Here is a 21,688-nt window from a genome sequence, read left to right as displayed (position 1 = left end):
TAACTAAAAGACTAAAACAATGAACGAGTTGCCAAAATTGGATGACCTAGATCGTCGTATTCTCTCTACGCTGTTGGATGACGCGCGCGTCCCCTACGCAGAAATGGCAAAGCGCTTTCATGTCAGCCCCGCCACCGTTCACGTGCGGGTTGAGAAAATGAAAGCCGCGGGCATCATCGAAGGCACGGAAATATTGGTCAACACCAAAAAACTCGGCTACGACGTGTGCTGCTTTATCGGCATCAATCTTAAAGCGGCGCGAGATTACCACTCGGCACTAGAAAAACTCAATCAGCTCGACGAGGTGGTAGAAGCCTACTACACCACGGGGGCCTATAATATTTTCGTTAAGCTCATGTGCCGCTCTATCGAAGAGCTACAGTTTGTGTTGATTGACAAGCTTCAAGCCATCGACGAAGTACAATCCACAGAAACACTGATCTCACTACAGAACCCCATTAACCGCAATGTGATCCCTTGAGTTTTGTGGGGTCATCCAGGGCAGGCTAAAAAAAACGCCCTTGCTCGTGGCAAGGGCGCTTTCATAAAAGGCGAGTTAGCCGACCGTCTCTTCCGGTCTGGGAGGCAAGGTGGCACCCGCGTCTTCCGCTAACCACTCGGCCACTTGCTTAGCAAAGTAGGTGAGGATCCCATCGGCCCCCGCACGCTTAAAGCACAATAATGACTCCATCACTGTCTCGCGCTCTTTTAGCCAGCCATTATCAATGGCCGCCTTGTGCATCGCATACTCGCCCGATACCTGGTAGGCAAACGTCGGCACTTTAAGCTCATTTTTTACCCGGCGTACCACATCCAAATACGGCATCCCGGGTTTAACCATCACGGTATCAGCCCCTTCAGCAATATCCATCGCCACTTCGTGCAAGGCTTCATCGCTGTTGGCCGGATCCATTTGATAGTTGGCTTTGTTACCCCCTTTCAGGTTCGCCGCCGAGCCTAATGCATCGCGAAACGGGCCGTAGTAATTGGACGCATACTTGGCAGAGTACGCCATGATCTGGGTATTGATATGACCATTGGCTTCCAATGCCTCACGGATACGACCGATTCGTCCATCCATCATGTCAGAAGGCGCGACAATATCGACGCCCGCTTCGGCATGAGATAGGGCTTGTTTGATCAGTACCTCGGTGGTGGGCTCGTTCATCACATAGCCGTCTTCATCAATGATCCCGTCTTGGCCGTGCACGGTGTAAGGGTCTAGCGCCACATCGGTGATCACGCCCATTTGCGGCACATGCTCTTTGAGTAAGCGCACCGCGCGTGGCACTAACCCTTCGGGGTTAAATGCCTCCGAGGCACAGCTGGTTTTAAACTCTTTCGGGATCACAGGAAAGAGCGCAATGGCAGGGACACCCAGCTTGGCAAGGTAATCGGCTTCATGGAGCAATAAATCAATCGAGAGTCGCTCGATGCCGGGCATGGATGCCACTGGCTCACGACGATTCTTACCCATGAGCACGAAGATTGGGTAAATCAAATCGCTTGCGGACAATGAATGTTCCGCCACCATACGGCGGCTAAAATCAGTTTTGCGTGTACGACGCAGGCGTCGAGCAGGAAAGGCGCCTTGAATGGATACGGTCACTGTATCCTCCTTTAAGTTGCAGACCTGGGCTTTGGGGCAGCGAACTGCCTCGTGTAGTGTTCACCCAGTCACTGAATAGAAAAGCAGCGCTGAGTGTTTTTTATTGTGCAATCAATAATATGTTCGACAGGCTGTTGACGTAATCGTGCCACTGTTTGGGCGATATGGGGCAAGTATTTCGGCTCATTACGACTGCGTTTAGGTCGCGGCCGTATATCGCGAGGCTGTAAATACGGCGCATCGGTTTCTATCATCAACCTGTCATCGGGCAACCAGCTTACCTGTTGCTGAAGCTGCTGTCCGCGGCGCTCGTCGCATAGCCATCCCGTTACCCCTATATATAAACCGGCATCGAGGCAATCGCGCAGCGCGCGGTCATCGCCAGTAAAACAATGCAGCACCGCCGCGGGCAGTTTGTCGAGCCATGGACGCAAAATGGCGAACCAGCGATCGTGAGCGTCACGACAGTGCATAAACACCGGCATTGAAAGCTCAGCCGCTAGCGCAAGCTGCGCCTCAAAGACCGCTTCTTGTTGCGGCCGCGGCGAAAAGTCCCGATTAAAATCAAGCCCACACTCACCGATTGCGACCACCTCGGGACGCTGTGCTAATTGCTGAATCGCGCTTAAATCTGTCGCCTCGACCGATTTGGCATCATGCGGGTGAACACCCGCCGTGGCATAGGCAAAACCAGGATAAGAGCTCGCAAGCGCGGCGGCTGCTTGGCTCTCATCGATACTGGTGCCGGTCAGAATCATGCCCGTGACGCCCGCCTGTTTGGCATCATCCACCACGGTCTCTCTGTCTTGATCAAACCGTGTGCTTGTCAAGTTAACACCAATATCGATCATTCACTGGCCTCCTCGGATTCTGATTTCTCACGTGGGACATAAAAGCGCGATAGCACCACGCCCAGCTCGAACAGCAAGCACATGGGAATGGCCAGCAAGGTTTGTGAAATCATATCCGGTGGCGTCAGCATCATCCCCACCACAAACGCAGCCACTACCACATAGGGCCGCTTGCGGGTTAAGCTTTGTGCCGTGGTCGCCCCTGTCCAAACCAGCAGTATAATCGCGATAGGGATCTCAAAGGCAATGCCAAAGGCGAGAAAGAGCGCCAAGATAAAGTCGAGATAACTGGCTATATCCGTTGCCACTTGCACCCCTTCTGGCGCAATAGACGTGAAAAAGCCAAACACCAATGGCAGCACCACCCAGTACGCAAATGCCACGCCCGCGTAGAACAGCAACGAACTCGACACCAAAAGCGGCATCACTAGCCGCTGTTCATGCTTATACAGGCCGGGAGCAACGAACGCCCAGATTTGATATAGCACCACAGGGATGGCGACGAAGACGGATATGACCAAAGTCAGCTTAATTGGCGTAAAGAAGGGAGACGCGACATCCGTAGCGATCATGCTCGCCCCTTCGGGCAGTTTGTCGATCAGCGGTTGGGCAATCAGGCTGTAAATATCATTGGCAAAATACACCAAGCAGGCAAAGACCACTAAGATGGCGATAATTGCGCGAAGCAGGCGGTTACGAAGCTCCATCAAGTGGCTGATAAGGGGCTGAGTATCGTTCACAGAAGACATAGTGGTTTGTTCACCGAAAACATAAAGCGTCTGACTCGTTATCGCTTATCCGTTGATGGCGCATCGTCGCCTTCATCGGGGTGATGAGAAGAAGGCGATGCTGCATAAGGGCGTTGTACATCCGCCGCGCGTTGACGCAGGGTGTCGACCGACTCTTGTAGCTCAGGTGACAAATCTTTCATCCCCGCTTGTTCGGCCTTGTGTAAATTGTCTTGGAGCTCTTTTAGCTTGAGCTCTTGTTCAAGCTCATCACGGACAGATCCTGCCATCCGTTTCGCCGCCCCCACCCAGCGCGACACATTGCGTATCGCAACCGGTAATCGCTCCGGGCCAAGCACCACGAGGCCAATAATGGCAATCAGCACTAACTCCCAGAAACCTATATCAAACACGGCTTACACCTGCTCTTTATCTTTGCGTGCTTGCTCTTTTTTCGACGCGTCGGCGTCACTGTTGTCCAATGACTGCTGCTGAAAATCCGCATCTTTGTCAGTGGTTTTGGTTTCATCATCGTTCATTGCTTTTTTAAAGCCTTTGACCGCTGAGCCAAGATCGCCCCCCATGTTACGTAGCTTCTTGGTACCAAATAACAACACCACAATCACCGCAATGATCAGCAACTGCCAAATACTAATTCCACCCATACCGGTTCCCTTTCTTCCGTTTGGTTAACTTGATGTGCGTAGCAGTGTAACTGCTATTTATTACAGGTTTTATTACAAAGTCGCCAGCCCCACAACCAAAAGATAACCGCACCTGCAGCGGCGACACTCGGTAAGGTCTCGACTCGGTTGGCAAACAAAATGGTCGCCGTCAGCAGTAACGTCGCACCAATCCCGAGCATATAAGTGGCGCGCGAGTGACGCTGTTTGGTCTGCAAGTAACCGTGATAATAGGCTTCTAAACGCTGATTGACCTGACGACCTTGCCGTAAGCCGTCGTACACCAGTTCTGGGATCTCGGGGAGTTTTTCCGCCCAAAACGGTGCCTTTTCACGCACCGCCGCCCAGACAGCTTGCGGCCCCACTTGCTGTTTCATCCACGACTCTAAAAATGGCTTCGCCGTGGTCCACAAATCTAGTTGCGGATAGAGCTGACGCCCAAGCCCTTCAATGTAGAGCAAGGTTTTTTGCAACAACACCAGCTGTGGCTGCACTTCCATATTAAACCGGCGCGCGGTGTTAAATAGGTTTAATAAAACATTACCGAACGAGATTTCGCACAATGGCTTTTCGAAAATGGGCTCACACACGGTGCGAATGGCAAACTCAAAATCATCCACGTTGGTGTCGTGCGGCACCCAGCCAGAGTCAACATGCAGCTCCGCCACTTTACGGTAATCGCGGTTAAAAAAGGCGATAAAGTTTTCTGCCAAATAGCGTTTATCGTCGCGATTAAGGGTACCGACAATCCCGCAATCAAGCCCAATCCACTGCGGATCATGCGGGTGCTCGTAGGAGACAAAGACATTGCCTGGATGCATATCCGCATGGAAAAAGCTGTCTCGGAATACCTGGGTAAAAAAGACCTCAACCCCACGCTCGGCCAGCAGTTTCATGTCAGTACCATTGGCTTCTAGCGCCTCGATATCCGACACTTGAATGCCATAGATTCGCTCAGACACCATCACGTCTTTACGGCAGTAGTCACTGAACACTTCGGGCACATACAGCGCCGGGTCGTTTTCAAAATTACGGCGCAGCTGAATGGTATTGGCCGCTTCACGCATCAAATCCAGCTCATCAAGCAAGGTTTTTTCGTACTCGCGGATCACTTCGACCGGTTTTAAGCGACGCGCATCAGGCAGAAAACGCGCCACCAGCCGTGCCACACGATACATCAAGCGCAAGTCAGCTTGGATCACTGGCAAAATATCGGGGCGGATCACCTTCAGCACCACTTCACGCCCATTCGATTTGAGCGTAGCGGTGTGCACTTGCGCGATCGACGCAGAGGCGAGTGGATGGGGGTCAAAGTCGCTAAACCAGGTTTCTAACGGGCCGCCTAACGAGGCTTCGATTTGCGCTTTGGCTTTGTGGCCATCAAAGGGTGCGACTTTATCTTGCAACTGTGCCAGCTCGTTGGCGATATCGGCGGGGAATAGATCACGACGCGTCGACATCATTTGCCCAAGCTTCACCCATACCGGGCCCAAGCTTTGCAGCGCCAAACGCAGTCGCTCCCCCACCGGCTTATCTGGATGCTGATTCTTCAGCCAAAACAATGATTGGCGGCCAAGGTGCGCCAGCCGTGTTAAGGGTTGTTTGGGGAGTAAAGCATCCACACCATAAAGCAGTAAGGTACGGATGATAAAATACAAGCGACGAATTTCATTGAGTGTCATGCAGACTCCACCCGTTCTACCAACTGCTTAAACCTGGCTTCCAACCGCGCGACATCGCTGCGCAGCTCGTCCACTTGGTCACTGTATGCCGCCACTTCTAAGGGCCCAGGCGCTAAGCGCCATTCTTCCGTAATCACCTCTCCTGCATAGCGCTGTTGCCGTTGAGCCAATTGCTGCAATTGCTGCCAGCGCTGCTGCGCCTGACTCACCACCGTATGCGCAATCACATCGCCGGTGTAAGGTGCCAGCCACTCTGCCACGTCTAGTTCGATACCACTGAGCAACTGAGAAAACTGCTGGGCGACATCGATATCCCCCTCCAACGTGAGTTTATCCGCTTTGATTAAGGCGGTTAAGTTTGCTTTTTGCTGTAGCTGTGGCAGTGCTGACAGTGACAACGATAGCGCCGCGTCGCATTCACCTTCGTAATGGCTAAGTACATCAATACGTTGGCCGAAGACAAAAATCAGTTGGCGATCAAGCTCTTGTAGAGTGACTCCGATACAACGCCCTTTTAGCCGAGCAAGGCGACGCTGGCTGTCGGCGTCTTTAGCAATCACAGCATTGAGCGCTGTTTCCAGGGCCGCGCACAACAGTGAATCAAGTGCCATGTTGGCTCCTTAGAATTTATATCCACGGTGCAGCGCCACGATCCCACCTGTCAGGTTGTAGTAGCTGGTTTGTTCAAAACCGGCTTGCTCCATCATTCCTTTTAAGGTTTCTTGATCAGGGTGCATGCGAATCGATTCGGCCAAATAGCGGTAGCTGTCTGGATCGTTAACAATCAGTTGCCCCATTTTGGGCAATACATGGAAAGAGTAGGCGTCGTAGACTTTTGACAACGGCTCGGCAACGGGTTTGGAGAATTCCAACACCAATAAACGCCCACCAGGTTTAAGCACACGGAACATCGAACGCAAGGCCGCATCTTTATCCGTCACGTTACGCAGCCCAAATGCGATGGTAATGCAATCAAAGTGGTCATCAGGGAATGGCAGCGCTTCTGCATTGGCTTGTACGTAGCTCACATTGCCAACAATGCCTTTATCACGCAGTTTATCGCGGCCCACTTTGAGCATTGAGTTATTAATGTCGGCGAGTACGACTTCACCACGCTCGCCGACAAGACGCGAGAATTTTGCGGTGAGATCGCCCGTACCACCGGCTAAGTCGAGCACTTTTTGCCCAGGGCGGACACCACTGCAGTCAATGGTAAAGCGTTTCCAGATACGGTGAATGCCCATCGACATCACATCGTTCATCAGATCATATTTTGCAGCCACCGAATGAAACACATTGGCCACGAGGCTTTCTTTTTCTTGGCGTTTCACTTGTTGGTAGCCAAAATCGATCGTCTCTTGATCCTGGTGCGCGTTTTTATCTGTCATTTTATTCCCCTAACGTATTGGCCCCAGTTTACTTTATCGCCCATCCCGACTCCAAGCGTACGACCAAGTTTATTATGATTCTTGCGGATTTGCGTCCCGCTCTGCCTGTGTAAGATTAAGAGGCTCATCAGGCGCAGGATCGGTGGCAACACTGGCCAGCGACGGGCTGATGTCCCGTTTCACCTCCACGCCCAGCGCTTTAAACCCCTCTGCTTGGCGAATAATATTACCGCGGCCTTGGCTAAGTTTGTTCATCGCCCCTTGATAACTGTCACTGGCTTTACCCAACGCATTACCCAACGCTTCCATATCACTGACAAACAGCCGCACCTTGTCGTAGAGCTTGCTCGCTTTTTCGGCAATCTGTTTGGCATTTTGGTTTTGGTATTCATAGCGCCACAGGTTATTGATAGTGCGTAGTGCCACCAGCAAAGTGGTAGGACTGACCAACATAATATTATTATCCATCGCCTCACGGATCAGGCTGGCATCGGCTTCCACGGCCACTTGGAAAGCTGGCTCCACCGGAATGAACATCAACACATAATCCAGTGAACGCACACCATGAAGCTGATGATAGTCTTTGCGTCCCAAGCCGCGAATATGTTGGCGAATGGCTTGGACATGCTCTTTTAATGCTGCATCTTGCTCAACCAAAGTGTCTGCGTTGTAGTAGCGTTCATACGCGACCAGCGCCATTTTGGCATCTATTACCACGTCTTTATCTTGGGGTAATTTCACCACCACATCGGGCTGGTAGCGCTTGCCTTGCTCGTTTTCAAAGCTCACCTGGGTTTGATACTCACGCCCTTCACGCAAGCCGGACTCTTCCAAAATACGCGCCAACACCACTTCGCCCCAGTTGCCCTGTTGCTTGTTATCACCTTTAAGCGCTTGAGTTAGGTTATGCGCTTCCCGCGTCATGTCCGCATTCAGTTGCTGGAGGTTTTTGATTTCATGGATCAGGGTGTGACGCTCTTTCGCTTGCTCACCAAAGCTGTCAGTGACTTGCTTTTTAAACCCTTCCAACTGCGACTTAAGTGGTCCAAGTAAGCTCTCTAAGCTCATCTTGTTTTGCTCATCAACGGAATGGACCTTTTGCTCAAATACCTGGTTGGCCAGCTGCTCAAATTGGGTACGCAGCCTTTCCTCCGCATTTTCTAATAAGGCGTGCTTTTCTTTCGCGGCATTGAGTTGTTGCTCCGCGCTGGCTTTGACCTCGCGCAGCTCAGCGAGCAGCTCAGACTTTTCCTCTCGCACCGCATCAAGTTTGTGGGTCAACGTTTGATTGTCTTGGCGCAATTGTTCCAATTGACGCAACTTCTCACTCGCGGAGGTTAATTTGCCGTAATACTGGCGCAGCTCTTGTGTCAGACGATCGCGCTCTACATCTAAGCTGTCTAGCTCTTGTTGTTGCTGCTCCAGTTGCTGATGAAGCTGTTGTTGCTGTATATCAGCCGTTGACTGCTGTTGCGCATATTGGGTATCAAACCAATGTTGATACTGAGCGACCACGCGTCGATGCAGCCAATAACTCAACCCGGCGGCACTGATCACGCCAAAACAGAATGTGAGAATAGCTAACGTCGGTAATGACAGGCCAGAAAGCATAATGGGTTCTCTATTGTGCGGTCATCAATGTCAGCAAGGCTAATGGGATACTGGATAGATGTCCAGTCTATCTCGGTGCGTACGAATACCGTAGACTGCCTAGCTTAAAAGGCAGATTTGCAGGGAGGCAGTATGCATAATGAACGTAAAGCACTGATATTTGGATTATCTGCAGTGCTATTGTGGTCAACGGTCGCGACCGCATTCAAAATTACCTTAAGCTACATGACCCCGATTCAAATGCTGGCCGCTGCCAGCGTGGTCTCTGTACTGGTATTGACCGCTATTGCCGCAGTGCAAGGCAAGCTATCGGCACTTTGGCCCACTTTTCGTCGTCGACCTGGCTATTATTGCCTACTGGGGATGATTAACCCTTTGATTTATTATTTAGTTCTTTTCAAAGCCTATGATCTTCTTCCTGCCTCTTTGGCCCAACCATTAAATTACAGCTGGGCCATTACCTTGACCTTAATGGCAGCGGTATTTCTCGGCCAAACCATTCGTCGCCAAGATTGGATTGCGGCGGCGTTAGGCTATTTTGGTGTGGTAGTGATCGCTACAAAGGGTCAGCTTTTATCGCTTCAGTTCGATAGCCCGCTTGGCATTGGGCTCGCGTTACTCTCCACGCTATTGTGGGCAGGGTTTTGGGTACTAAACACTAAAAACCCTGCCGACCCTGTGCTCGGCATTCTGTTGAGCTTTATGCTGTCATTACCTGCATCTTTATTATTGGCGGGGATAACAGCATCTTGGAGCGGTATCCCATGGCAAGGCTGGCTAGCGGTGAGCTATGTGGGGCTTTTTGAAATGGGGATAACATTTATGCTGTGGCTGAGCGCGATGAAATATACCCAGAATGCCTCTCGGATCAGCAATCTGATATTTATCTCGCCATTTATTTCCTTGATGCTATTGGCCACCATTATTGGTGAGACAATCCATATCAGCACCCTAATCGGTCTTAGCTTTATTGTCGTGGGTCTGCTGATTCAGCAACGCAAACCCAAAAAAAGCAAACAGCCAGCGGCGAGTACCTAACGCTCCTGGCGCCACACGCCGCTCTGTCATGTTTATCCTTGTGAGTGATGGGCGGCGCTCAGCCCATCTTGCGTTGGATTATATACTCATAAAGCTCGTCAGCAGATAAACCATCTTGCGCCAAGCCTTGGGTGATTTCTTCAATACGCTCAGAACGGCGCTCTTCAATTACCTGATTAAATTGATAAACCAGTTCGTGTAAATATTTCAGTGGCACCTGATGAGCGGCGCTACGTACACGCTCTTCACTTTGGCTGCCTAATTCTGCCAGCAATTTGCCAAACATGATTTTCTCGGGCGATTCCTCAAGTTGCTCAAGGACGCGCGCCATTTCGATTGTCGATAATGACATAGTGTGTAACTGACCTTTGGATATAAAACGAAAAGGAATGAGCATTAATTCGGTTTGCTTAGTAAATATACTCTTAACTTGGGGCTTTTAGCAAAATAAAAAAACGCTGGCCGAAGCCAGCGAAAAGGGATGATGGGTTGTCGAGACCCCAGCGTTTTGCACGTCTTATTATTTTTTGCCAACTGAACGGTTGTTTTTACTGATTATTTAATCTCTTACCGCTTTCGCATGCCATTGCTTACCTTTCGGCGACCACAAAATCAGTAGCCCAGGCAACAATAGCCACATATGCACTGTCATCAGATCACTGGCCGATAATCCCAAGCGCTGGGTTAAGCTGACTAAAAGGCCAGCGCCACTCATTTGGAACAGTCCCAACAAGGCTGCCGCCGTGCCCGCCCGGTCAGAAAACGGCGCCAACGCCGCACCCGCTGATGCGCCCAGCACCCAGGCAAAGCCGAATGATGAGGTGAAAATCGGCAACATAAAGGCCCAAGCGGCAGCAATAGGGCTGAGTGCCAGCATTAATCCGCCAGAGCCCACCAGCATCATCAAGCCAATATTGAGCGCGCGGCGGCTGCCAAATTGTTGCATATAGCGTGGCGCCAACATCGCTGCGGCAATGTTTAATGCCGCGTTGGCGCCAAACCAAAAGGTGAAGCTATTCATGGAAATACCGTACCTGTCCATCAGCAATACAGGCGCAGAGGTGACATACGCTAAGATCACCGCCATCGCCAGCATGCAAAGAATGATGTGGTAGGTAAATGTTGGCACGCGTAGCACTTGCCAATACCGACGTAAGCTGAATAAGCGCCCAGCGTTATCTGTGTGTGTCGGGCGCGTCTCAGGCAAAAACACGCTAACCAAGACCAAACCCAATGCCGCATAACCCAGCATAAAGCTAAAATTAGCCCGCCAATCAAACATTTGTGTCAGCCAGCTTCCTAACAGTGGCGCCAAGGCAGGCACAAAGCAAATTGCGCCATTTAAGTAGCTAATCATGTGGCCGCTGCGCTCAGCACCGAATCGGTCACGCACCGCTGCAAATGCACACACGGAAGTCGCACACGCGCCAAAACCCTGTAGCAAACGCGCCACCAGCATCATATCCATCGAGGTCGCGAGCCACGCCATCAATGAGCTAAGGCCGTATAGCGAAATACCAATTATCGCGACAGGCTTACGACCAAAGCGGTCAGCCAATGGCCCCGCAAATAGCTGGCCCAAACCCAAACTAAACATAAACCAGGTGACGGTATCTTGCGCCAACGTTGGGCTCACATTAAAGTCACCGGCCATATACGGTAATGCAGGCAGGTAAATATCAATCGCCATCGGACTAAACAGCACCAGTAGCACCATTAAGGCGACCAGCAAACGATTCGATGTCGGTGAATCAGTGTGTGTCATTGGTTACTCCTCTATACAGGCACGCAGTATAGTGGTTTCACGATATGAACCATAATGGTTTATAGTAAAAGCAGATATTCCAAAGGAGAATACCAGCAATGGATTTGGATCAGCTGCAGCGCACCGACCTCAATTTATTGGTGTGCCTACATGTATTGTTGGAAGAGTGCAATGTCACGGGCACGGCGAAACGCCTACATTTAAGCCAATCGGCGGTAAGTAAAAATTTGGCCCGACTAAGAGCGCAATTTAACGACCCACTTTTTACGCGAGCGGCCCACGGGCTGAAACCCACGGTTCGGGCGCAAGCCTTACAAGCGAAACTACGCGCTTTACTCAATGATGTTGCGGCGATGACCGAGCCAGATCACTTTCAGCCGCACTTAAGCGATCGCTGTTTTCGTTTTGCCCTCGTCGAGAGCGCCTATCCATTGCTACTGCCACAGTTTATTGGCGATATGCTAGAAGCGGCCCCAGCTATCACCCTTAATACCGCTGCTTGGGATCAAACCACCTTTGATGGGCTTGCGCGAGGCAATATCGACTTTGGCATCACCGGCAAGGACTTAAATCCCGCCGATGCCATGTTGACCATGATGCCGCCCAAAGGCGTGCGCTACCAAGAGCTTTGCCAAGATCACCAGTGTGTGTTGATGCGTGCCGATCACCCGGCACTCAGGGGGCCATGGGATGAAGCGCGTTACCTTGGACTACGACATGTACAGGTTAAGTGTGATGGGAATGACCGCTGGCTGTTGGACTATAAACTGGCAGAGCGTAATATTGAGCGTGACATAGCCATGTACGTGCCAGATTTCAACAGTGCGGCGAGCCTGTGTACCTATACCGACCTGGTGTTTACCTCACCAAGCCAGTTTGCGCATTATATTGCCGCATCGCTCAATTTGGTGGTACGGCCGTTACCGACGCCAATACCGCCGATGGCGTACACCTTGTTTTGGCATCAAAATCAAGAAAATGACCCAGGGCACCAATGGCTGAAAGCCTTGATTATTTCACGCTGTCAGCAATTTAGCCCAGCAAAATTGCAGCCTATCGCCAATCGCGCTAGGGTCTAACCCACTGGTTTTTTTACGCGTGGCCGAACATGGCAAGTTCACCCCATACAAAGAAGGAAGAATAATGGACGCGACCCTTACCAAGCGTATTGAGCAGCTAAGACACTGGCTAGCTCAACACGACTATGACGCCCTACTCATCCCCCATGAAGACGAATATCTCGGTGAGTATGTGCCTGAGCATAACGAGCGCCTCCACTGGGCGACCGGCTTTACCGGATCAGCAGGCGCTGCTGTGATCACCCGCGACAAGGCAGCGATTTTTGTTGATGGCCGCTATGTGGTTCAAGTCCGTAAGCAAGTCCCCGCTGGCCTGTTTGACTACTGCCACCTGATTGATGAGCCACCGGTGCAATGGGCCCAGCAACAATTGCCAAAAGGTGCCAAGCTGGCTATCGACGCTCGCATGCATAGCGCTGCTTGGTACAAACGTACCCAACGCGCGTTGGATGGGGCTTTGACTCTGGTGAGTGTTGAGCAAAACCCAATTGAAAGCTTGTGGGACGATCGCCCCGCCCCGCTTAATAGCCCTGCCATTTTACTGGGTGAAGAGAAAACCGGCCGCGCCAGCTTAGATAAGCGTCAAACCATTGGCCAGCAGTTAGCCGATCAGAACCTTGATGCCGCGGTACTCACTCAACCCGATGCCGTCTGTTGGCTGCTCAATATCCGTGGTCGCGACATCCCACGTTTGCCCGTGGTACTGACCCAAGCGATTATCAAGCAATCCGGTGACGTCACCGTGTTTATCGACCCTGACCGTCTCCCCGAAGGCTTCGATGCACACGTGGGCCAAGGCGTGAGCGTCGCGCACCCAGACAGTCTGGTTGATGCCCTGCAAGCGCTGAGTGGTCAACGTGTATTGGTCGACCCAAACGGTGCCAATGCCTGGACACTGGACACCCTCCAACAAGCGCAAGTCACCGTGGTGGAAGCGCAAGACCCGTGTGCGCTTGAAAAAGCGGCCAAGAACCCGCAAGAAATCGCCGGTATGCAAGCCTGCCACGTGCGCGATGGTGTTGCCGTGACTCGCTTTTTGGCCTGGTTTGACCGTCAAGTCGACGCGGGTGAACGCCCTGATGAAGCCGTGCTCGCAGACACCCTGTATCAATTCCGCCAACAAGACGATCAACTGGTCGACTTAAGCTTTGATACCATTTCCGCCGCCGGTGGCAATGCGGCCATGTGTCACTATAACCACAACAATCAGCCCAAACCGAGCGTGATTGAGAGCAACAACGTCTACTTGGTCGACTCAGGCGGTCAATACTATGACGGCACCACCGACATCACCCGTACCGTGCCAGTGGGCGAGTGCAGCGCTGAGATCAAAAAGGCCTTCACGCTGGTGCTTAAAGGGCATATTGCGCTGGCCACCGCGCTGTTCCCGAAAGGCACCTCAGGCAGCCAGCTTGATGCCTTAGCACGCCAGTATTTGTGGCAGCACGGCTATGATTTTGACCATGGCACCGGTCACGGTGTCGGGCATTTCTTGGACGTGCACGAAGGTCCGCAGCGCATTTCCAAAGCGCCCAATAGCGTCGCGCTATTGCCGGGCATGGTGGTGTCAAACGAGCCGGGCTACTATCGCGCCGAGGCGTTTGGGATCCGGATTGAAAACCTCGAGTTGATTGAAGAAAAGCCCACCGAGGGCGACATGACGATGCTCGGGTTTGCTTCGCTCACGCGTGCGCCGATCGATCGTCGTTTGGTTGATGTGAGCTTGCTCAGCGAGGCGGAAATCCAGTGGTGGAATCACTATCATCAAACCGTGTGGGATGAAATCAGTCCCCACCTCGATGATCAAGACCAAGCTTGGTTAAAACAAGCAACCGCGCCGCTAAGCCGTTAAGTCGCGTCTTCACCGAGTGTGAAAAACAAAAAGCGTCCGATTGGACGCTTTTTTTATTCCCCTTTCAGGGCTTTCTCGACCGCTTTAGGCGAAAAGCCGCGCAAGGTGGTATCGCCAATGCAAATCACCGGGACACCCCGCGAGCCTGTTGCTGCCAGCAGCTTCTTGCCTTTGGGCGTGGCCGTATCGACAACACGATAACGCAGCCCTTTTTTATCCAAGTAAGCTTTGGCCGCCTCACAGTGAGGACAGCGTGGACCTACATATACAGTAATACGTTTCATGCCCGCATTGTCGCTAACCCGCTGCCGTTTGTGAAGCCATTAGCGCCTGACGCGCCACATCGTAGATGTTATCCCAATCTTTCCACACCACCTCAAAACCGAGGGCACGGACGCTGGCGGCCACCTCTGCCGCGCTACGTTCATCACTGATGGCAAACTGCTCCAATTGTGGCTCCGGGTTCGCGTAGCCGCCCGGTTGGGTTTTTGACGCCGCGGATAGGCTCGTGACGCCAAGCGGTAACACATTGTCGCGAAAGTGCGGTGACTCACGTGTCGATAGCGACAGCTCCACCTGCGGATTCCACAACCGATAGGCACAAATCAGCTGAACCAGCTGCTTATCCGTCATCACCGATTTCGGCTGTAAGGCGCCCGCGCAAGGGCGTAAGCGTGGAAAGGATAGCGAGTAGCGGCTTTGCCAGTATTGCTTTTCCAGATAATCCAGATGCTGGGCGGTAAAAAAGCTGTCGGTGCGCCAGTCCTCAAGGCCAATTAATGCGCCCAAGCCGATTTTATCGACCCCTGCTTGTGCCAACCTATCTGGGGTTTGCAACCGATAGTGAAAGTCGGTTTTATTCCCGCGCTTGTGGTGTTCCCCATAGGTTGGAGCGTGGTAGGTTTCTTGGTACACCATCACCGCATCCACCCCCTGTGCCACCAAGGCGCGATAAGCCTCGGTATCCAGCGGCTGCACCTCCATCGCCACATGATGAAAGTATTGCTTCACCACCGGTAAGGCGCGGAGAAAATAATCGAGCCCCACCTTGGTTTCATGCTCACCGGTCACCAAGAGCACACTATCAAAGCCCATCTTTTTGATCGCTTCACACTCGGCGGCGATCTCGGCTTCATCCAGCGTGCGCCGTTTGATTCGGTTTTCCATCGAAAAGCCGCAATAGGTACACACGTTAGCGCACAAATTGGAGAGATACAGCGGAATATAAAACCCCATGGTGTAGCCAAACCGCTGCCGCGTCAGCGCCGCAGATTGCTGAGCCATGGCCTCGAGATATCCTTCAGCGGCAGGACTGATCAGGGCGGCGAAGTCGTCCAAATTACGCGAGGATTTAGCCAGCGCCCGCTCGACATCTTGGCGCGTTTTGCTGTAAATCGAAAGCCGATGATGATCCCAATCGAGTGCTGCCCACCGCTCAGAAAAACTCATCACGCCTCCTTAGCGTCAAGAAACGCGGTTAAAGGACTAGAAGCGTGGGCGTGATTTTGTGTGCCCGCCAGCCCAGCGCGATACGCACATCGTCCGGCTTCAACCGCTTGTTTGAACGCCGCGCCCATGGCAATCGGATCGCCAGCCGTGGCAATAGCGGTATTGACCAATACTGCATCGGCACCGCGCTCCATCGCTAACGCCGCATCTGACGGTGCACCAATGCCGGCATCAATGATCACCGGCACACGGGCTTGCTCGATAATGATGTCGAGAAACGCCATTGAGGCCAGTCCTTGGTTGGAGCCAATCGGTGACCCAAGAGGCATCACCGCCGCGCACCCCACCTCTTCCAAGCGCTTACACAGCACAGGGTCAGCATGGCAATACGGCAGCACCACAAACCCCTCATCCACAAGGGTTTTCGCCGCTTGAAGGGTTTCAATCGGGTCAGGCATCAAATATTTGGGATCGGGGTGAATTTCCAACTTCACCCAGTGCGTTCCCAATGCTTCTCGGGCAAGACGCGCGGCAAAGACCGCTTCTTGCGCATTCTTCGCTCCCGAGGTATTGGGCAGCAGGTGCACACCTAGCTCGCGCAGCGGGGTTAAAATATCATCTTGTATGGCATGGACATCGACTCGCTTTAGCGCCATGGTGACCAGTTCAGTACCACTGGCCGCCAGTGACTCGGCCATGGTCTCGCGACTGGCAAACTTGCCGGTGCCGGTTAACAGTCGAGATGAAAACGTCGTATCCGCAATGGTTAACATAATTATCCTCCGGCAATCGCTTGAAAGACCGCCAAGCTATCGCCAGCGGTAAGTGACGTGGATGACCAAGCATCACGCGCAATAATGGTCTGATTTAGCGCGACCGCGACTGATTCAGCCGGCACCTTCATCTCCTCAATCAATTGCGCGACAGTTGTGGCATTGACCTCTGTCGGCGTGTCATTAATGGTTAACTGCATCGCTTACCTCCCGCTTTGGCTGACAAACCGCACAATGCGGATCCACGGGCAGCGAAAAGTGCTGCCATGTCATGGTTTGTCCATCCAGTCGTGACAAGCGATTGGTCCTGACCGCCTGCCCTAATAACAGCTTTATTGCCTCCAGCGCTTGCGCGGTGGCCATCATGCCGACCACAGGTCCCATTACCCCAGCTTCAGCGCAGCGTGTGGGTTCAGAAAGCGTCACGTCTGCGAAGGCGCACGCATAACATGCGCTATGCGGTTGATAAACCAATAACTGGCCTTGCCAGCCGATCGCCGCTGCGCTCACCAACGGCGTACCAGCCTCTACACAGGCTTGATTGACTGCATGGCGAGTGGCGAGATTATCACTGCAATCGAGAACCACATCCGCCATCGCTACTTCAAGCGCCAGACGCTCACCTTCTAGATAGGCATTGATGGCTCGGCACTGGCAATGTGGATTCAGCGCGACCAAGTTAGCGGCTAGCGCCGCGGCTTTATCGGTGCCGATTTGCGCCTCCCGATACGCCACCTGACGCGCCAAGTTAGATAGCTCAATGTGGTCCGAGTCAGCAATCGCTAACTGACCCACGCCAGCGCCTGCAAGATAGAGGCCCGCGGTGGTTCCAAGCCCACCGGCACCGACCATTAACACGCGCGCCTTGCTCAGTGCCTGCTGCCCGCACTCTCCGACTTCTGGCAGCATGATTTGCCGGCTATAACGCAGGTATTCACTGTCCGATAGCATCACACGCTCCTTGCTGTCTTGATAGATTGAGACAGCGGTTAAATTCGTCAATGCGCGCCGCTAAATCAGGCGCTTGCGTCACGGCACGGACCACCGCAATGGCATCCACACCAGTGCGCCAAACGTCAGGGGCTCGGTCGAGATCAATACCGCCAATCGCCACCGTCGGGAAGCGGCCATCCACAGTCGCCACCTGCTGCGCTAACGCAGAAATGCCTTGCGGCGGCTCGGCGAGCTGTTTGGTGGTAGTGGGAAAAATATGGCCGATGGCAAGATAACTAGGCGAGAGTTCAATCGCTGCGGCAAGCTGTTCGGGACTGCGCGTCGATACACCTAGGCGCACGCCTTGCCGCGCAAGCCGGTCAAGGTCCGCCTCTTGTAAGTCTTGCTGCCCCAGATGAACGCCATAGGCGCCAGCTTCAAGCGCAAGCTGCCAGTGATCGTTGATAAACACCTGCGCATGGTGCGTGCGGCCCAATGCCACCGCGCGCTGTACCCAGTCTGCCAATTGTGGATGGGCTGGCTGCTTCACACGCAGTTGCACGGTTTTCACGCCCAAGCAAAGTAAGCGTTCAAGTAAATCCACGTCGTCTACCACCGGATATAATGGGCCTATGCCTTCCGACATAGGCGCAAACGGGGTCAGGCTCATGATTCCACCTTATCGCTGTCGCTTACCTCAGCGCCTTGTTGTGGCGAATGATTAGATTTTTGCAGGTAGAGCTCACTGCCCTTTTCTCGAAACTCTTGCGATTTTTGCTGCATGCCTGCTAACGGGTCTTCCAGCATGGTGACATCAATCGCTTCGCCCGCAGCGGCATAGCCATTTTCTTTGGCGTAATCGCGGACTTCTTGGCTGATCTTCATAGAGCAGAATTTTGGCCCACACATGGAGCAAAAATGCGCGACCTTGCCCGACTCTTGAGGCAGGGTTTCATCGTGATAAGTACGCGCCGTCACTGGATCTAATGCAAGGTTAAACTGATCTTCCCAGCGAAATTCAAAGCGCGCTTTGGAAATGGCGTTATCTCGCACCTGCGCGCCCGGATGTCCTTTGGCTAAGTCGGCGGCGTGCGCGCACAACTTGTAAGTAATCAGTCCGGTTTTAACATCCTCTTTATTGGGCAGACCCAGATGCTCTTTGGGCGTGACATAGCAAAGCATCGCACACCCAAACCAGCCAATCATCGCCGCACCAATCCCGGAGGTAATGTGGTCATAGCCAGGCGCAATATCGGTAGTCAGCGGGCCTAAGGTATAGAAAGGCGCTTCGTGGCAATGGGTGAGCTGCTCGTCCATATTCTCTTTGATCATGTGCATGGGCACATGGCCAGGGCCTTCAATCATCACCTGTACATCGTATTCCCATGCCACCTTGGTCAGCTCGCCCAGGGTACGTAGCTCACTGAACTGGGCTTCGTCGTTCGCGTCAGCTACTGAGCCGGGACGTAACCCATCGCCTAGTGACAGCGATACATCATAGGCAGCACAAATCTCGCAGATTTCACGAAAATGGGTATAGAGGAAACTTTCTTGATGATGCGCCAAGCACCATTTGGCGATAATCGACCCACCACGCGAGACAATGCCAGTCACGCGATTGGCAGTCATGGGCACATAGTGCAAACGCACCCCGGCGTGAATGGTAAAGTAGTCGACCCCTTGCTCGGCTTGCTCTATCAAGGTATCGCGCATCACTTCCCAGGTCAGGTCTTCGGCAACGCCATTCACTTTCTCAAGCGCCTGATACATAGGTACGGTGCCAATCGGGACTGGGCTATTACGTAAAATCCACTCGCGAGTTTCGTGGATATTGCGTCCGGTCGATAAATCCATCACCGTATCCGCGCCCCAACGTGTCGCCCACACCAATTTTTCAGTTTCTTCTTCAATGGAGGAGCTCACCGCCGAGTTACCAATATTGGCATTCACTTTCACGAGAAAGTTACGTCCAATAATCATCGGCTCCGCTTCTGGGTGGTTAATGTTGGCAGGAATAATCGCACGCCCTTCAGCAACCTCTTGGCGCACAAATTCGGGGGTGATGTTTGAGGGTAAATGCGCGCCAAAGCTTTCTCCTGGGTGCTGGCGATTTAGCTGCTCTTCACGATACTGCTGACGCCCCATGTTTTCCCGGATAGCGATAAATTCCATCTCTGGGGTGATAATGCCTTGGCGTGCGTAGTGAAGTTGGGTCACACATTGGTTAGGTTTCGCCCGACGGATAGGCGGTAAGGCACTAAAGCGAAGATCATCTAAGGTTTCATCACTGAGGCGGGTCTGCGCATAGTCTGAGCTCACTGCACCAAGAAACTCTGTATCGGCACGCTCATCAATCCAGGCTTTGCGCAGTGGCGCTAAGCCTTGGTAAATATCGATAGCACTCTGAGGGTCAGTATAAGGCCCTGATGTGTCATAAACCCGAATGGACTCATTGGCTTCATACTGCGGATTGTCTTTACTGCCGCCCACAAAGGTCGGAGACAGATGGATCTCGCGCATGCCCACGCGAATATCAGGTCGAGAGCCCTCGACATAGACTTTTTCCGAGTTGGGGTAGGTTTGCGCAGAGAGAGAATCGATAAAAGATTTGGCCTCAAGACGGGCCTGTTTACGGGTCGACATAGCATTACTCCGGTGTTCATTATGGGAATTAATGCTTGCCGGAAAACGCTGAATTGAGATGTGAGCAAACTGGCAGACGCGTACGGTCTGTGATCTGATGCATCTCTTGTTCCCTTCGCTGGTCTTAACCAGATCAGGTTCAACGGATCCCACTTGATGTGGTCTCAGCCAATTGGCACTCCGACAAGTTCAATGCCAGTATAAGAAATCACCGCCGCAACAACAAGCGACGTAACACGATGTTTTCACTTAACCGGTGATGCGTGCTAGCAACCAAGCGCCCATCGCGGCTGCACTTAAGCACAACGCGAGATTGAGACCCACATTCAACAAAGCTTTCACTGTCTCACCATGTTGGAACAGCATCAAGGTATCTACTGAAAAGGTCGAGAAGGTAGTAAATGCGCCCAAAAAACCAATCGCAACCAGTTGGCGCCAAGGCACCGGAGCAATCACCTCTTGACTCATCGCCGCTAAAAAGACGCCCATCGCTAATGACCCGAGTACATTTACTATTAAGGTGCCGTATGGGAATGCACGACCAAGCACCGCAACGCTCCACTCTGATACGAGAAAACGCGAGGATGCCCCTAATGCGCCACCAAGCCCTACCCACAATATGCTTACCACTGGGTGCTCCTTTCGATTGGTAAAAAGTCATCATACCGCGACATGTGAACAAGAAACAGGAGGAAGAAAAAGCCTAGAGGTGTGGTTGCTACCACAGAGAGTAGATACAAAAAAAGCACCGACAATGTCGATGCTTTGGTATTTGGCAGGGGTAGAGGGATTCGACCGGGCTGGCGACCCAGCCCCCAACACGCCTTTTTGTAGTTTGCATGTTCACATCTACCCTTAATCGGATTACGAGAAGCTTGATGATTCACATACAAAAAAAGCACCGACGATGTCGGTGCTTTGATGTGTGGCAGGGGTAGAGGGATTCGACCGGACTGGCGACCCAGCCCCCAACACGCCTTTTTGTAGTTTGCATGTTCACATCTACCCTTAATCGGATTACGAGAAGCTTGATGATTCACATACAAAAAAAGCACCGACGATGTCGGTGCTTTGATGTTTGGCAGGGGTAGAGGGATTCGAACCCCCAACACGCGGATTTGGAATCCGCTGCTCTGCCAATTGGAGCTATACCCCTGTAGATAGGTGCCTATTGTAGCGATCCCGCGACAAATTACCACCACCAATTACTCTTCAGACGTTTAATCGCTTATTTATAAAGCAAATCACCCCAACGACTCAATAACAAAAAACCCCAGCTTTTCAGCTAGGGTTTGCAAGTAGTGGCGGAGTGGACGGGAGTCAACGCGCACTGCAAGTGCCGCGACCAAGACGTCTGGCTCAGGGGAGCTTAAAAGCAAAAACCCCAGCTTTTCAGCTAGGGTTTCTAAATAGTGGCGGAGTGGACGGGACTCGAACCCGCGACCCCCGGCGTGACAGGCCGGTATTCTAACCAACTGAACTACCACTCCGCACCAATTCTGTCTCATCAAAGTCTTACGCATATCAGCTTTGATGATTACATTGCGAGCTATGCGCAGTGAGTTTTGAAGCGAGACGCACAGTGTATGCCAATACATGAGCAT

Annotated in this window: 23 protein-coding genes, 2 tRNA genes and 1 riboswitch; of the genes, 4 read left to right on the top strand and 21 right to left on the bottom strand. The window is 52.4% G+C overall.

Annotated elements, in window-relative coordinates; all coding sequences use genetic code 11:
* Positions 1–19: 19 nt before the first annotated feature.
* The gene (gene asnC, locus BZG72_RS06040) at positions 20–481 is read left to right on the top strand and encodes a transcriptional regulator AsnC (RefSeq protein WP_046074586.1); all 462 of its coding nucleotides are present in this window, start codon (positions 20–22) and stop codon (positions 479–481) included.
* A 75-nt stretch (positions 482–556) separates the two neighbouring features.
* Here the strand turns inward: asnC and hemB are convergent, their stop codons facing one another.
* The 9 genes from hemB to rmuC all read right to left on the bottom strand — a co-directional run bounded on the left by hemB (position 557) and on the right by rmuC (position 8,552).
* Positions 557–1,609: a porphobilinogen synthase gene (gene hemB, locus BZG72_RS06035; RefSeq protein ID WP_046074587.1), complete on the bottom strand. Its 1,053-nt coding sequence runs from the start codon at positions 1,607–1,609 to the stop codon at positions 557–559.
* A 68-nt stretch (positions 1,610–1,677) separates the two neighbouring features.
* Complete coding sequence (locus BZG72_RS06030) at positions 1,678–2,460, bottom strand: TatD family hydrolase (RefSeq protein WP_077666360.1); 783 nt, start codon at positions 2,458–2,460, stop codon at positions 1,678–1,680.
* Positions 2,457–3,209: a twin-arginine translocase subunit TatC gene (gene tatC, locus BZG72_RS06025; protein ID WP_046074589.1), complete on the bottom strand. Its 753-nt coding sequence runs from the start codon at positions 3,207–3,209 to the stop codon at positions 2,457–2,459. Before tatC ends, BZG72_RS06030 begins: the two co-directional genes overlap by 4 nt.
* Positions 3,210–3,247: 38 nt before the next feature.
* Positions 3,248–3,601 (bottom strand): Sec-independent protein translocase protein TatB, encoded by a 354-nt coding sequence (gene tatB, locus BZG72_RS06020; protein WP_046074590.1) that lies wholly within the window; start codon positions 3,599–3,601, stop codon positions 3,248–3,250.
* A 3-nt stretch (positions 3,602–3,604) separates the two neighbouring features.
* On the bottom strand, positions 3,605–3,853 hold the full coding sequence (gene tatA, locus BZG72_RS06015) for a Sec-independent protein translocase subunit TatA (RefSeq protein ID WP_046074591.1): 249 nt from the start codon (positions 3,851–3,853) through the stop codon (positions 3,605–3,607).
* A gap of 53 nt (positions 3,854–3,906) precedes the next feature.
* Positions 3,907–5,553: a ubiquinone biosynthesis regulatory protein kinase UbiB gene (ubiB, locus tag BZG72_RS06010; protein ID WP_046074592.1), complete on the bottom strand. Its 1,647-nt coding sequence runs from the start codon at positions 5,551–5,553 to the stop codon at positions 3,907–3,909.
* Positions 5,550–6,164 carry a ubiquinone biosynthesis accessory factor UbiJ gene (locus BZG72_RS06005; protein WP_077666359.1) on the bottom strand — a complete coding sequence of 205 codons (615 nt, stop codon included), beginning with the start codon at positions 6,162–6,164 and terminating at the stop codon, positions 5,550–5,552. Before BZG72_RS06005 ends, ubiB begins: the two co-directional genes overlap by 4 nt.
* Before the next feature lie 9 nt (positions 6,165–6,173).
* On the bottom strand, positions 6,174–6,941 hold the full coding sequence (gene ubiE, locus BZG72_RS06000; protein ID WP_046074594.1) for a bifunctional demethylmenaquinone methyltransferase/2-methoxy-6-polyprenyl-1,4-benzoquinol methylase UbiE: 768 nt from the start codon (positions 6,939–6,941) through the stop codon (positions 6,174–6,176).
* 72 nt (positions 6,942–7,013) lie between these two features.
* On the bottom strand, positions 7,014–8,552 hold the full coding sequence (gene rmuC / locus BZG72_RS05995) for a DNA recombination protein RmuC (protein ID WP_046074595.1): 1,539 nt from the start codon (positions 8,550–8,552) through the stop codon (positions 7,014–7,016).
* 132 nt (positions 8,553–8,684) lie between these two features.
* Between rmuC and BZG72_RS05990 the strand changes: the two genes are divergently transcribed.
* The gene (locus tag BZG72_RS05990) at positions 8,685–9,590 is read left to right on the top strand and encodes a DMT family transporter (RefSeq protein ID WP_046074596.1); all 906 of its coding nucleotides are present in this window, start codon (positions 8,685–8,687) and stop codon (positions 9,588–9,590) included.
* A gap of 58 nt (positions 9,591–9,648) precedes the next feature.
* Here BZG72_RS05990 and tsrA read toward each other — a convergent pair whose 3' ends face one another.
* Complete coding sequence (gene tsrA / locus BZG72_RS05985; protein ID WP_046074614.1) at positions 9,649–9,942, bottom strand: H-NS-like global regulator TsrA; 294 nt, start codon at positions 9,940–9,942, stop codon at positions 9,649–9,651.
* Between the two features lie 207 nt (positions 9,943–10,149).
* Complete coding sequence (locus BZG72_RS05980; RefSeq protein WP_077666358.1) at positions 10,150–11,355, bottom strand: multidrug effflux MFS transporter; 1,206 nt, start codon at positions 11,353–11,355, stop codon at positions 10,150–10,152.
* 98 nt (positions 11,356–11,453) lie between these two features.
* Between BZG72_RS05980 and BZG72_RS05975 the strand changes: the two genes are divergently transcribed.
* Together BZG72_RS05975 and BZG72_RS05970 are read left to right on the top strand one after the other, a co-directional pair.
* Positions 11,454–12,434, top strand: a complete 981-nt coding sequence (locus BZG72_RS05975) for a LysR family transcriptional regulator (RefSeq protein ID WP_077666357.1) — start codon at positions 11,454–11,456, stop codon at positions 12,432–12,434.
* A gap of 64 nt (positions 12,435–12,498) precedes the next feature.
* Entirely contained in the window at positions 12,499–14,286 is a 1,788-nt protein-coding gene (locus tag BZG72_RS05970; protein ID WP_077666356.1) for an aminopeptidase P family protein, read from the top strand.
* A 53-nt stretch (positions 14,287–14,339) separates the two neighbouring features.
* Here the strand turns inward: BZG72_RS05970 and BZG72_RS05965 are convergent, their stop codons facing one another.
* The 10 genes from BZG72_RS05965 to BZG72_RS05920 all read right to left on the bottom strand — a co-directional run bounded on the left by BZG72_RS05965 (position 14,340) and on the right by BZG72_RS05920 (position 21,574).
* Complete coding sequence (locus BZG72_RS05965; protein WP_069361819.1) at positions 14,340–14,570, bottom strand: glutaredoxin family protein; 231 nt, start codon at positions 14,568–14,570, stop codon at positions 14,340–14,342.
* Between the two features lie 13 nt (positions 14,571–14,583).
* On the bottom strand, positions 14,584–15,735 hold the full coding sequence (gene thiH / locus BZG72_RS05960; RefSeq protein WP_077666355.1) for a 2-iminoacetate synthase ThiH: 1,152 nt from the start codon (positions 15,733–15,735) through the stop codon (positions 14,584–14,586).
* Positions 15,735–16,508 (bottom strand): thiazole synthase, encoded by a 774-nt coding sequence (locus tag BZG72_RS05955; RefSeq protein WP_077666354.1) that lies wholly within the window; start codon positions 16,506–16,508, stop codon positions 15,735–15,737. The genes thiH and BZG72_RS05955 overlap by 1 nt, the downstream gene beginning before the upstream one ends.
* Before the next feature lie 2 nt (positions 16,509–16,510).
* Positions 16,511–16,708, bottom strand: a complete 198-nt coding sequence (gene thiS, locus BZG72_RS05950) for a sulfur carrier protein ThiS (RefSeq protein ID WP_046074603.1) — start codon at positions 16,706–16,708, stop codon at positions 16,511–16,513.
* The gene (locus tag BZG72_RS05945; RefSeq protein WP_077666353.1) at positions 16,692–17,459 is read right to left on the bottom strand and encodes a HesA/MoeB/ThiF family protein; all 768 of its coding nucleotides are present in this window, start codon (positions 17,457–17,459) and stop codon (positions 16,692–16,694) included. The genes thiS and BZG72_RS05945 overlap by 17 nt, the downstream gene beginning before the upstream one ends.
* Positions 17,443–18,111 carry a thiamine phosphate synthase gene (gene thiE / locus BZG72_RS05940; RefSeq protein ID WP_077666352.1) on the bottom strand — a complete coding sequence of 223 codons (669 nt, stop codon included), beginning with the start codon at positions 18,109–18,111 and terminating at the stop codon, positions 17,443–17,445. Before thiE ends, BZG72_RS05945 begins: the two co-directional genes overlap by 17 nt.
* Positions 18,108–20,084 carry a phosphomethylpyrimidine synthase ThiC gene (gene thiC / locus BZG72_RS05935; protein WP_077666351.1) on the bottom strand — a complete coding sequence of 659 codons (1,977 nt, stop codon included), beginning with the start codon at positions 20,082–20,084 and terminating at the stop codon, positions 18,108–18,110. The genes thiE and thiC overlap by 4 nt, the downstream gene beginning before the upstream one ends.
* Positions 20,085–20,177: 93 nt before the next feature.
* Positions 20,178–20,277: riboswitch (TPP riboswitch) on the bottom strand.
* Positions 20,278–20,333: 56 nt separating this feature from the next.
* A complete protein-coding gene (crcB, locus tag BZG72_RS05930) occupies positions 20,334–20,714 on the bottom strand; it encodes a fluoride efflux transporter CrcB (protein WP_046074607.1) in 381 nt (126 codons plus the stop codon).
* A 449-nt stretch (positions 20,715–21,163) separates the two neighbouring features.
* Positions 21,164–21,240 (bottom strand) — tRNA-Trp (locus BZG72_RS05925).
* Between the two features lie 257 nt (positions 21,241–21,497).
* A tRNA-Asp gene (locus tag BZG72_RS05920) sits at positions 21,498–21,574 on the bottom strand.
* Between the last annotated feature and the right edge of the window lie 114 nt (positions 21,575–21,688).

Origin of the sequence: Salinivibrio sp. PR6 (assembly GCF_001995955.1) — a bacterium.
Taxonomy (GTDB): Bacteria; Pseudomonadota; Gammaproteobacteria; order Enterobacterales; family Vibrionaceae; genus Salinivibrio; species Salinivibrio siamensis.
Note: the sequence above shows the minus strand (reverse complement) of the source record. Positions and strands in the feature narration are given on the sequence as shown.

What these genes read in the sequence shown, in the direction of transcription:
- BZG72_RS05990 (WP_046074596.1), top strand. Translation starts at nt 8,685, where the DNA reads ATGCATAATGAACGTAAAGCACTGATATTTGGATTATCTGCAGTGCTA.
- BZG72_RS05970 (WP_077666356.1), top strand. Translation starts at nt 12,499, where the DNA reads ATGGACGCGACCCTTACCAAGCGTATTGAGCAGCTAAGACACTGGCTA.
- thiH (WP_077666355.1), bottom strand. Translation starts at nt 15,735, where the DNA reads ATGAGTTTTTCTGAGCGGTGGGCAGCACTCGATTGGGATCATCATCGG.
- BZG72_RS05945 (WP_077666353.1), bottom strand. Translation starts at nt 17,459, where the DNA reads ATGCTATCGGACAGTGAATACCTGCGTTATAGCCGGCAAATCATGCTG.
- asnC (WP_046074586.1), top strand. Translation starts at nt 20, where the DNA reads ATGAACGAGTTGCCAAAATTGGATGACCTAGATCGTCGTATTCTCTCT.
- tatC (WP_046074589.1), bottom strand. Translation starts at nt 3,209, where the DNA reads ATGTCTTCTGTGAACGATACTCAGCCCCTTATCAGCCACTTGATGGAG.
- BZG72_RS05980 (WP_077666358.1), bottom strand. Translation starts at nt 11,355, where the DNA reads ATGACACACACTGATTCACCGACATCGAATCGTTTGCTGGTCGCCTTA.
- BZG72_RS06030 (WP_077666360.1), bottom strand. Translation starts at nt 2,460, where the DNA reads ATGATCGATATTGGTGTTAACTTGACAAGCACACGGTTTGATCAAGAC.
- ubiE (WP_046074594.1), bottom strand. Translation starts at nt 6,941, where the DNA reads ATGACAGATAAAAACGCGCACCAGGATCAAGAGACGATCGATTTTGGC.
- tatA (WP_046074591.1), bottom strand. Translation starts at nt 3,853, where the DNA reads ATGGGTGGAATTAGTATTTGGCAGTTGCTGATCATTGCGGTGATTGTG.
- BZG72_RS05975 (WP_077666357.1), top strand. Translation starts at nt 11,454, where the DNA reads ATGGATTTGGATCAGCTGCAGCGCACCGACCTCAATTTATTGGTGTGC.
- BZG72_RS05965 (WP_069361819.1), bottom strand. Translation starts at nt 14,570, where the DNA reads ATGAAACGTATTACTGTATATGTAGGTCCACGCTGTCCTCACTGTGAG.
- tsrA (WP_046074614.1), bottom strand. Translation starts at nt 9,942, where the DNA reads ATGTCATTATCGACAATCGAAATGGCGCGCGTCCTTGAGCAACTTGAG.
- thiC (WP_077666351.1), bottom strand. Translation starts at nt 20,084, where the DNA reads ATGTCGACCCGTAAACAGGCCCGTCTTGAGGCCAAATCTTTTATCGAT.
- ubiB (WP_046074592.1), bottom strand. Translation starts at nt 5,553, where the DNA reads ATGACACTCAATGAAATTCGTCGCTTGTATTTTATCATCCGTACCTTA.
- thiE (WP_077666352.1), bottom strand. Translation starts at nt 18,111, where the DNA reads ATGAGCCTGACCCCGTTTGCGCCTATGTCGGAAGGCATAGGCCCATTA.
- rmuC (WP_046074595.1), bottom strand. Translation starts at nt 8,552, where the DNA reads ATGCTTTCTGGCCTGTCATTACCGACGTTAGCTATTCTCACATTCTGT.
- thiS (WP_046074603.1), bottom strand. Translation starts at nt 16,708, where the DNA reads ATGCAGTTAACCATTAATGACACGCCGACAGAGGTCAATGCCACAACT.
- BZG72_RS05955 (WP_077666354.1), bottom strand. Translation starts at nt 16,508, where the DNA reads ATGTTAACCATTGCGGATACGACGTTTTCATCTCGACTGTTAACCGGC.
- BZG72_RS06005 (WP_077666359.1), bottom strand. Translation starts at nt 6,164, where the DNA reads ATGGCACTTGATTCACTGTTGTGCGCGGCCCTGGAAACAGCGCTCAAT.